Source organism: Aliiroseovarius sp. CAU 1755 (assembly GCF_054482655.1).
This window is the reverse complement of sequence record NZ_JBTLRH010000002.1, coordinates 968,695-976,191: the sequence shown is the minus strand read 5'-3', so window position 1 is coordinate 976,191 and position 7,497 is coordinate 968,695. Positions and strand designations below refer to the sequence as shown.

The window sequence follows — 7,497 nt, the reverse complement described above, 5'->3', positions numbered from 1 at the left end:
TCGTGTTGAGCGTGGCGTTGTGAATGTTGGCGACGAGATGGAGATCGTCGGCATCAAAGACACGCAGAAAACGACCTGTACGGGCGTTGAAATGTTCCGCAAGCTGCTGGATCGCGGTGAAGCCGGCGACAACGTTGGCGTTCTGCTGCGCGGCATCGACCGTGAAGCGGTTGAGCGTGGCCAGGTTCTGTGTAAGCCGGGCTCGGTGAACCCGCACACGAAGTTCGAAGCCGAGGTCTATATCCTGACCAAGGAAGAGGGTGGCCGTCACACGCCGTTCTTCGCGAACTACCGTCCGCAGTTCTACTTCCGGACCACCGACGTGACCGGCACGGTTGAACTGCCTGCTGGCACCGAGATGGTGATGCCGGGCGACAACCTGAAGTTCAACGTTGAACTGATCGCCCCGATCGCGATGGAAGAGAAGCTGCGCTTCGCCATCCGCGAAGGCGGCCGCACCGTTGGTTCGGGCGTTGTCTCGAAGATCATCGAATAATCAACTTTGTTGATGTTCGAACGAGAAAGGCCGCCGAAAGGCGGCCTTTTTTGCATTTGAATGTCAACAGAGCGGGGAGGAGCGGCCTTTCTTGTGTGGCTTTCTAATGTCCGCTTCTCGGCCCTAGCCATGAAGCGACCGCGCGAGGGCCACCGTCGGCTAAGTAATATTTTCAAACCCCTTGGACCCATTTGCCGCGTGTTGGACATTCTCCGCTACAAAGCCATTTTCACGTCACGGGAACAGATCACGCACATCCAATCGACGCGCAATCGCGCCCCCCCAGACTGCACTCGTTTCTGTTTCGCCAATGAAACGATCAGAGTGTGTCGAAACCGGATTTTCATTCCATTGATCATTGTGCCAATGATGCTCCAAGAATTTCAGGAAATATGCCCGCGCACTATTTCTTTCATCAAGGGTTTTTCTGACTTGCTCTAACCGGGTACGCAATTCCGGGGGCATCGTATCAATCATTCTGTCGATATGTCTGTCGAAAACCCACTCGAAGCGGCAGTCTCGTGGCCGTCTGAACACCGCCAGATGCGGGACTGCCCGATCAGACCACGCGAAAACATCCCCAATTTTCTGGCCGTAGCCACTGTCCGCAAAAGCCTCAAAAAGTGGGCCGAATTGTTCGGGTACAACGAAGCCGCAGCGATCCCGCGCTGAAAGAAACGCATGGCCCCCTTCAAGATTGAGTTCGTGGAGGTAAAGAAAAAACCCTTCGATGACCCAAGTCAGATCCACCCCAAATTGACCAGGGTCATGCAATTTCTCTCGGATTTCCTGCTCTGTGAACAGGCAGACATCGTTTTCGGTCAGCCCGCATAGTTCGTAGATATCCTCTGCAAGACCATAGCGACTATCGTAGACAACGCCGAAATCTTGCCTCATCCCCTTCAAGTCACCTGTGTGACTGTACCAAAAACAAATGCCTTTCAGACTGGTCCCGCCGCTGACGCGCATACCCTGAACGATCAACTCGGCAAAGAGCCTCTTTTCAGGCTCTGTGAAGCAGACAGCATGTTGCATGAAATTCAGTGTCCTCTCAACAATCCACCAATGGTACCCTCAGCTGGACTTTCAAGATATCTCAGGTTTGAGATGCTTGCGCCATTCACTAATTGCCAAAATTCGTTAGGTCGCAGCATGGTCGTTAGAAAGGGCTCAATCCAGACATTGAGTATTATCCCTGCATTCCCCCTTGCCACCCCCCCACAAACCCCTGTAAGACGCGCGAGTTCGCTGGGCGAATTGAAGAGCGGGATTCGGTCCCGCTTTTTGAATTTGTCCGGGGTTCGACGAGGGCAGGGGGAATGAGCCACCTGTCGTCCTATCAACTCTCTGCCTGAAAGGGCGAATGCTATGACAAGTCAAAACATTCGTATCCGTCTTAAGGCGTTTGACTATCGCGTGCTGGATGCTTCCACACAAGAGATCGTCAACACTGCCAAACGGACCGGTGCAAACGTTCGCGGCCCCATCCCGCTGCCGAACAAAATCGAGAAGTTCACAGTTCTGCGTGGACCTCACGTTGACAAAAAATCCCGCGATCAGTTCGAGATCCGCACGCACAAGCGGCTGCTCGACATTGTTGACCCGACACCGCAGACCGTGGACGCGCTGATGAAGCTCGACCTGGCTGCTGGCGTTGACGTCCAGATCTCGGTCTAAGGAGGGTATCACAGATGCGCTCTGGTATTATCGCAAAGAAAGTCGGCATGACCCGGCTTTTCATGGAAGACGGCAAACAGATCCCTGTAACCGTTCTTCATATGGACAACCTGCAGGTCGTGGCCAACCGCACCGCTGACAAAGACGGCTATACCGCCGTTCAGTTGGGCGCTGGTGAAGCCAAGGCCAAACGCACGTCGAAGCCCATGCGCGGCTATTTTGCCGCTGCCAAAGTGGCGCCGAAGCGTAAGCTTGTGGAATTCCGCGTGTCGGAAGACGCCCTGATCGCCGTTGGCGAAGAGCTGTCGGCCGAGCACTTCCTGGAAGGCCAAAAAGTTGACGTTGCTGGCACCTCGATCGGTAAAGGTTTTGCCGGTGCAATGAAGCGCCACAACTTCGGCGGTCTGCGCGCCACGCACGGTGTGTCGATCAGCCACCGTTCGCACGGTTCAACTGGCCAGTGTCAGGATCCGGGCAAGGTTTTCAAAGGCAAGAAAATGGCCGGCCATATGGGTTCGGTTCGTGTGACCACACAAAACCTTGAAGTCGTGAAAACCGACGCCGATCGCGGCCTGGTCTTCATCAAGGGCGCTGTCCCTGGATCGAAAGGTGGCTGGGTCACCGTGAAAGACGCCGTGAAGAAGAAGCTGCCCGAGGACGTTCCGTTCCCGGCAGGTCTGAAGTCGGCTGCAACTGAAGCAAAGGCATCTGATGTGGCGGAAGACGCGCCCGCGGAAGGTGGTGAAGCATGAAACTTGATGTAATCAAACTGGACGGCAAAAAGGCCGGTACGGTCGATTTGGACGAGGCCCTGTTCGGTCTTGAGCCGCGCGCCGACATCCTGCACCGTGTGGTCCGCTGGCAGCGTAACAACGCGCAAGCTGGCACTCACAAGGTGAAAACACGGTCCGAAGTCAAATACTCGACCAAGAAGATCTATCGCCAAAAAGGCACCGGTGGCGCACGCCACGGTGCACGCTCGGCCCCGATCTTCCGTGGTGGTGGTGTCTATAAGGGCCCGGTTGTTCGCAGCCACGGCCACGACCTGACCAAGAAATTCCGCAAACTGGGTCTGAAGCACGCCCTGTCCGCCAAAGCGCAAGCTGGCGAACTGGTCGTGATCGACACCGCAGACGCTGACGGCAAAACTGCTGCTCTGGCCAAAGCGGTCAAGGATCTGGGCTGGAAACGCGCTCTGGTTATCGACGGTGCAGAAGTGAACGAAATGTTCGCCAAGGCCGCTCGTAACATCGAAGGTCTGGATATCCTGCCGTCGATGGGCGCCAACGTCTATGACATCCTGAAGCGTGACACACTTGTGCTCACCAAAGCAGGTGTCGAAGCTCTGGAGGCTCGCCTGAAATGACCGATAAAGCTGCACTCTACGACGTGATCCGCAAGCCGCTTATCACTGAAAAAGCAACCATGGCGTCTGAAAATGGCGCAGTTGTTTTCGAAGTGGCGATCGGTGCCAACAAGCCGCAGATCAAAGAAGCTGTCGAAACCCTGTTTGGCGTGAAGGTGAAAGCCGTCAACACGTCCATCACCAAGGGTAAAGTCAAACGCTTCCGCGGCCAGTTGGGCAAGCGCAAAGACGTCAAGAAAGCCTATGTGACCTTGGAAGAGGGCAACACGATCGACGTGACCACCGGTCTCTGATCGTCAGGCTTAACTGAGAAATGAAAAGCCCCTGCCGAAAGGCGGGGGCTTTTTTCTATGAGCAGAGTCCGCATTCGGGAAGCAGGTGAAAGAACCCTCGAAATGACAGCCCTTAGCGGACTTTTGATGTGTTGATAAACTGCGGTGATGCGGTTCTCTGTTTTACTGTTTGTTCACAATAACGGGCCGCTGGACTTAGTGCCTGCTGGGCAACGCCGTCTGGTCACCACCGATTTGCTCAAGCCTCGCGGAGACGCTCAACGGCATCGAAACGTGCCCGGCTTAGACCGCAAAGCATCGAACAGTTTTGCCTGACTTGATGACTGGATTAACATTGAACCCGGTCCCAATGCCCACGACCAAAGACTGTTCCCTGCCTGCCAGTGGCGTGTCACCAAAATGAATTTTCCGTACTTGATCTGGCCTTTAGTCGGAGACTGCATAACCCAAGGCCGTTAGATCATTGAGAATGACCGTTGACTGGCAATTTGCCGACCGTTGCAATTCCGACGTGCTAATCATCCAGTTTTCGTTTGGGCAGCAAGGCTGGTCGTCCCGCACTGGCCCCGCCACTGCGATAATCAAATCCGTCCTGCGTGGCCGCGATTGGCTCTCTAGATACGCGCCCAGCGTATCGCGGAAATGGACCCCGCCGTGGTTTGCAAAACACCTGACGGTTTGCGGAACGATTTCTCCGTTCCCACAAAGCGCCAAACGGGCCTTCGTGCCGCCGATATCCGCTGACCAGCGCATTAGATTAGTTCAGCCGCAGACCCGTTTCGGGTTCAAAATACGACACCTTGCCAAGATCAAAGGTGAGGCGCTGAGCCGCACCCGCAGTCGCGGTGGTCTCTGCGTGCAGACGCGCAGTCACATGCTTGCCGCCCAGCTCTAGCACCGCGAACGTATCCGCACCCGCAGGCTCTACGATATCTATCACACAATCAGCTTCCTGCGTCTCTCCGGCGCGTCCAAGGGCAGCATCTGCAATGTCTTCTGGGCGAACGCCAAGGATGACGTCCTCCGGCAGGTCCTTATTGCGTGCATCGGTCAAAATGATCGGGTCGCCGTCTTTGCGTGCGATCTCGACCTGCATACCTTTGCCATTCATCCGTGTTTTTGCAGGGATCAGGTTCATCGCGGGGCTGCCCATGAAGTCAGCCACAAACAGGTTCGCAGGGCGGTTGTAGATTTCTGAGGGGCTTCCAATCTGCTGGATGACACCACTTTTCATCACGACAATTTTGGTAGCCAGCGTCATCGCTTCAATTTGGTCGTGGGTCACATATACCATCGATGCGCCAAGGCGCTGGTGGAGGGCCTTGATCTCTGTGCGCATCTCGACCCGCAGTTTGGCGTCAAGGTTGGATAGCGGTTCGTCGAACAAGAAAAGCTTGGGATCACGCACCAAGGCACGGCCCATAGCGACCCGTTGACGTTGTCCGCCTGACAATTGGCCCGGTTTGCGATGCAAAAGTGGGCCGATTTGAAGTTGCGCGGCCACTTGCGCCAGTTTTGCATCCTGCGTCGCCTGATCAATGCCGCGCACTTTCATCCCAAAGGTGATGTTCTTTGCGACGGTCATGGTTGGGTATAAAGCGTAAGACTGAAACACCATGGCGATGTCACGGTCTTTTGGGCTGACGTTGGTCATGTTCTGACCGCCGATGAACAAGTCACCGCCTGTGATCGGCTCCAGGCCAGCGATGCAATTCAACAGCGTGGACTTACCGCAACCGGATGGCCCGACAAGAACAAGGAAATCACCTTCTTCTATCGACACGTTGATGTCTTTCAGAACTTCGGTGCTGCCGTAGCTTTTGTACAGGTTCTTCACGTCAAGAATGGGGGCCATGGGGTTTATCCTTTCACAGAACCTGCGGTCAGACCGCGAATGAAATATTTGCCAGCGACGACATAGACCAACAACGTTGGCAGGGCGGCGATGATCGCAGCAGCCATATCAACGTTGTATTCTTTGACGCCTGTGGTTGAGTTTACGATGTTGTTCAGGGCAACGGTCACAGGCTGCGTGCCCGCCTGGCTAAAGCTCACGCCGAACAGGAAGTCGTTCCAGATTTGGGTGAATTGCCAGATGACCGTGACCACGATGATGGGAAGCGATAGCGGCAAGAAGATCGACCAGAAGATGCGAAAGAACCCTGCTCCGTCGACTTTTGCGGCCTTTGTCAGCTCGGACGGGATGCTGACGTAGTAGTTGCGGAAAAACAGCGTGGTGAAGCCAAGGCCATAGATCACGTGGACAAAAATCAAACCCGGAATGGTGCCCGCGACGCCCATGATCCCCAGCATCCGCGCCATGGGCAGCAGGACAACTTGGAACGGGATGAAGCATCCGAACAACATCAAGGCAAAGAAGATGTTTGCCCCTTTGAACCGCCACTGTGCGACAGCATAGCCGTTCAGCGCTCCGACGATGGTCGAAATTACCACCGCAGGTATTGCGATCAGAAGCGAGTTCAGGAAGTAGGGGCGCACTCCTTCACACTGGACGCCCGTGCAAGCGCTGGCCCATGCAGTACGCCACGCATCAAAGGTGACTTCGCGCGGCAATGACACCAGATCGCCCGTGCGGATTTCATCCAGCGACTTCAACGACGTGGTGAGCATCACAAACAGTGGCATTAGATAGAACAGCGCGAACAGGCCGAGCAGGACATAGAGCACAAAGCGCAACACCAGTTTGGTGACAGGGCTTTGGCCACGCGTTGAGGCGTAGGGCATATCAGTCATCTTTGGTCCTCAATTCGGAATAGAGGTAAGGGACGACAATCGCGAAGACGACAAGCATCATCACCATGGCCGAGCTTGCTGCCTGCCCGATGTCGCCGCGTGAAAACGCCATGGCATACATGTAGGTGGCCGGAAGATCGGTGGCATAGCCGGGGCCTCCTCCTGTCAAAGCAATGACAAGGTCAAAGGATTTGATCGCGAGGTGGGCCAGCACGATAAACGCGCTAAGGAAAATCGGGGCCATCGACGGAATGATGATGGCAGAATAAACGCGCCATGTGGGGATACCATCGACCTGCGCGGCCTTGATGATTTCTTCGTCCACAGAGCGAAGGCCGGCGAGGAATAGCGCCATGACGAAACCAGAGCTTTGCCAGATCGCGGCGATCACAACGGTGTAGATCGCTTTGTCCGGATCAACGAGCCAGCCGAATTCGAACCCGGCAAACCCCCAGCCTTGCACAGTCGCCTCGATTCCAAGTTCTGGGTTCAGGATCCACTTCCATGCCGTGCCGGTCACGATCATCGACAGAGCCATTGGATACAAGTAAATCGTGCGGATCGCGCCTTCGGTGCGAATTTTCTGATCCAGCAAAATTGCCAGAAGCAGTCCAAGCACCATGGCGATCACGATAAAAAGTGTCCCGAAAATCGCGAGGTTCACCATCGCGGTTTCAAAACGGGGAGAGGCGGCAAGACGTTCATACTGGATAAAGCTGTCCAGCTCATAGCGCGGCATCAGTCGGGACCGCGTCAGCGACACCCAAGCGGTCCAGGCGATAAAGCCATACACAAACACCATGACGGCAATGAATGATGGCGCCAGAACGATCTTTGGCATGTTGTCTTGCAGCCAGCGTGTCATGTGATGTCCCCCTTGGGTTGTTGGTCCTACCCCGCAAAGGGATAGG

Annotated in this window: 10 protein-coding genes; 5 read left to right on the top strand and 5 right to left on the bottom strand. The window is 55.2% G+C overall.

The window, feature by feature from the left end; translation table 11 throughout:
• Positions 1-496 (top strand): EF-Tu C-terminal domain-related protein (locus ACXYMP_RS11905; protein ID WP_458906485.1); only part of this gene is annotated, 496 nt, incomplete at its 5' end.
• 234 nt (positions 497-730) lie between these two features.
• On the opposite strand, the gene ACXYMP_RS11900 is transcribed toward ACXYMP_RS11905, so the two are convergent.
• On the bottom strand, positions 731-1,531 hold the full coding sequence (locus ACXYMP_RS11900; RefSeq protein WP_458906483.1) for a hypothetical protein: 801 nt from the start codon (positions 1,529-1,531) through the stop codon (positions 731-733).
• Positions 1,532-1,864: 333 nt separating this feature from the next.
• On the opposite strand from ACXYMP_RS11900, the gene rpsJ reads away from it, so the two are divergent.
• Genes rpsJ through ACXYMP_RS11880 form a run of 4 tightly spaced genes read left to right on the top strand, consistent with a single transcriptional unit; the run spans position 1,865 to position 3,832 of the window.
• Positions 1,865-2,173, top strand: coding sequence for a 30S ribosomal protein S10 (gene rpsJ / locus ACXYMP_RS11895; protein ID WP_091428130.1), 309 nt, complete (start codon positions 1,865-1,867; stop codon positions 2,171-2,173).
• 14 nt (positions 2,174-2,187) lie between these two features.
• A complete protein-coding gene (gene rplC / locus ACXYMP_RS11890; RefSeq protein WP_298568848.1) occupies positions 2,188-2,925 on the top strand; it encodes a 50S ribosomal protein L3 in 738 nt (245 codons plus the stop codon).
• Positions 2,922-3,539, top strand: coding sequence for a 50S ribosomal protein L4 (gene rplD, locus ACXYMP_RS11885; protein ID WP_298568850.1), 618 nt, complete (start codon positions 2,922-2,924; stop codon positions 3,537-3,539). Before rplC ends, rplD begins: the two co-directional genes overlap by 4 nt.
• Positions 3,536-3,832: a 50S ribosomal protein L23 gene (locus ACXYMP_RS11880; protein ID WP_248368181.1), complete on the top strand. Its 297-nt coding sequence runs from the start codon at positions 3,536-3,538 to the stop codon at positions 3,830-3,832. The genes rplD and ACXYMP_RS11880 overlap by 4 nt, the downstream gene beginning before the upstream one ends.
• 426 nt (positions 3,833-4,258) lie before the next feature.
• Here the strand turns inward: ACXYMP_RS11880 and ACXYMP_RS11875 are convergent, their stop codons facing one another.
• Genes ACXYMP_RS11875 through ACXYMP_RS11860 form a run of 4 tightly spaced genes read right to left on the bottom strand, consistent with a single transcriptional unit; the run spans position 4,259 to position 7,451 of the window.
• On the bottom strand, positions 4,259-4,585 hold the full coding sequence (locus ACXYMP_RS11875; protein ID WP_458906479.1) for a glucokinase: 327 nt from the start codon (positions 4,583-4,585) through the stop codon (positions 4,259-4,261).
• A 4-nt stretch (positions 4,586-4,589) separates the two neighbouring features.
• Positions 4,590-5,687, bottom strand: coding sequence for an ABC transporter ATP-binding protein (locus ACXYMP_RS11870; protein ID WP_458906477.1), 1,098 nt, complete (start codon positions 5,685-5,687; stop codon positions 4,590-4,592).
• Between the two features lie 5 nt (positions 5,688-5,692).
• Positions 5,693-6,586: a carbohydrate ABC transporter permease gene (locus ACXYMP_RS11865; protein WP_458906475.1), complete on the bottom strand. Its 894-nt coding sequence runs from the start codon at positions 6,584-6,586 to the stop codon at positions 5,693-5,695.
• Positions 6,579-7,451, bottom strand: a complete 873-nt coding sequence (locus ACXYMP_RS11860) for a carbohydrate ABC transporter permease (protein ID WP_458906473.1) — start codon at positions 7,449-7,451, stop codon at positions 6,579-6,581. Before ACXYMP_RS11860 ends, ACXYMP_RS11865 begins: the two co-directional genes overlap by 8 nt.
• Between the last annotated feature and the right edge of the window lie 46 nt (positions 7,452-7,497).

Excerpts from the sequence above, each read along its gene's own strand:
- rplD (WP_298568850.1), top strand. The coding sequence starts at position 2,922 with ATGAAACTTGATGTAATCAAACTGGACGGCAAAAAGGCCGGTACGGTC.
- ACXYMP_RS11860 (WP_458906473.1), bottom strand. The coding sequence starts at position 7,451 with ATGACACGCTGGCTGCAAGACAACATGCCAAAGATCGTTCTGGCGCCA.
- ACXYMP_RS11880 (WP_248368181.1), top strand. The coding sequence starts at position 3,536 with ATGACCGATAAAGCTGCACTCTACGACGTGATCCGCAAGCCGCTTATC.
- ACXYMP_RS11865 (WP_458906475.1), bottom strand. The coding sequence starts at position 6,586 with ATGACTGATATGCCCTACGCCTCAACGCGTGGCCAAAGCCCTGTCACC.
- ACXYMP_RS11875 (WP_458906479.1), bottom strand. The coding sequence starts at position 4,585 with ATGCGCTGGTCAGCGGATATCGGCGGCACGAAGGCCCGTTTGGCGCTT.
- rpsJ (WP_091428130.1), top strand. The coding sequence starts at position 1,865 with ATGACAAGTCAAAACATTCGTATCCGTCTTAAGGCGTTTGACTATCGC.
- ACXYMP_RS11900 (WP_458906483.1), bottom strand. The coding sequence starts at position 1,531 with ATGCAACATGCTGTCTGCTTCACAGAGCCTGAAAAGAGGCTCTTTGCC.
- rplC (WP_298568848.1), top strand. The coding sequence starts at position 2,188 with ATGCGCTCTGGTATTATCGCAAAGAAAGTCGGCATGACCCGGCTTTTC.
- ACXYMP_RS11870 (WP_458906477.1), bottom strand. The coding sequence starts at position 5,687 with ATGGCCCCCATTCTTGACGTGAAGAACCTGTACAAAAGCTACGGCAGC.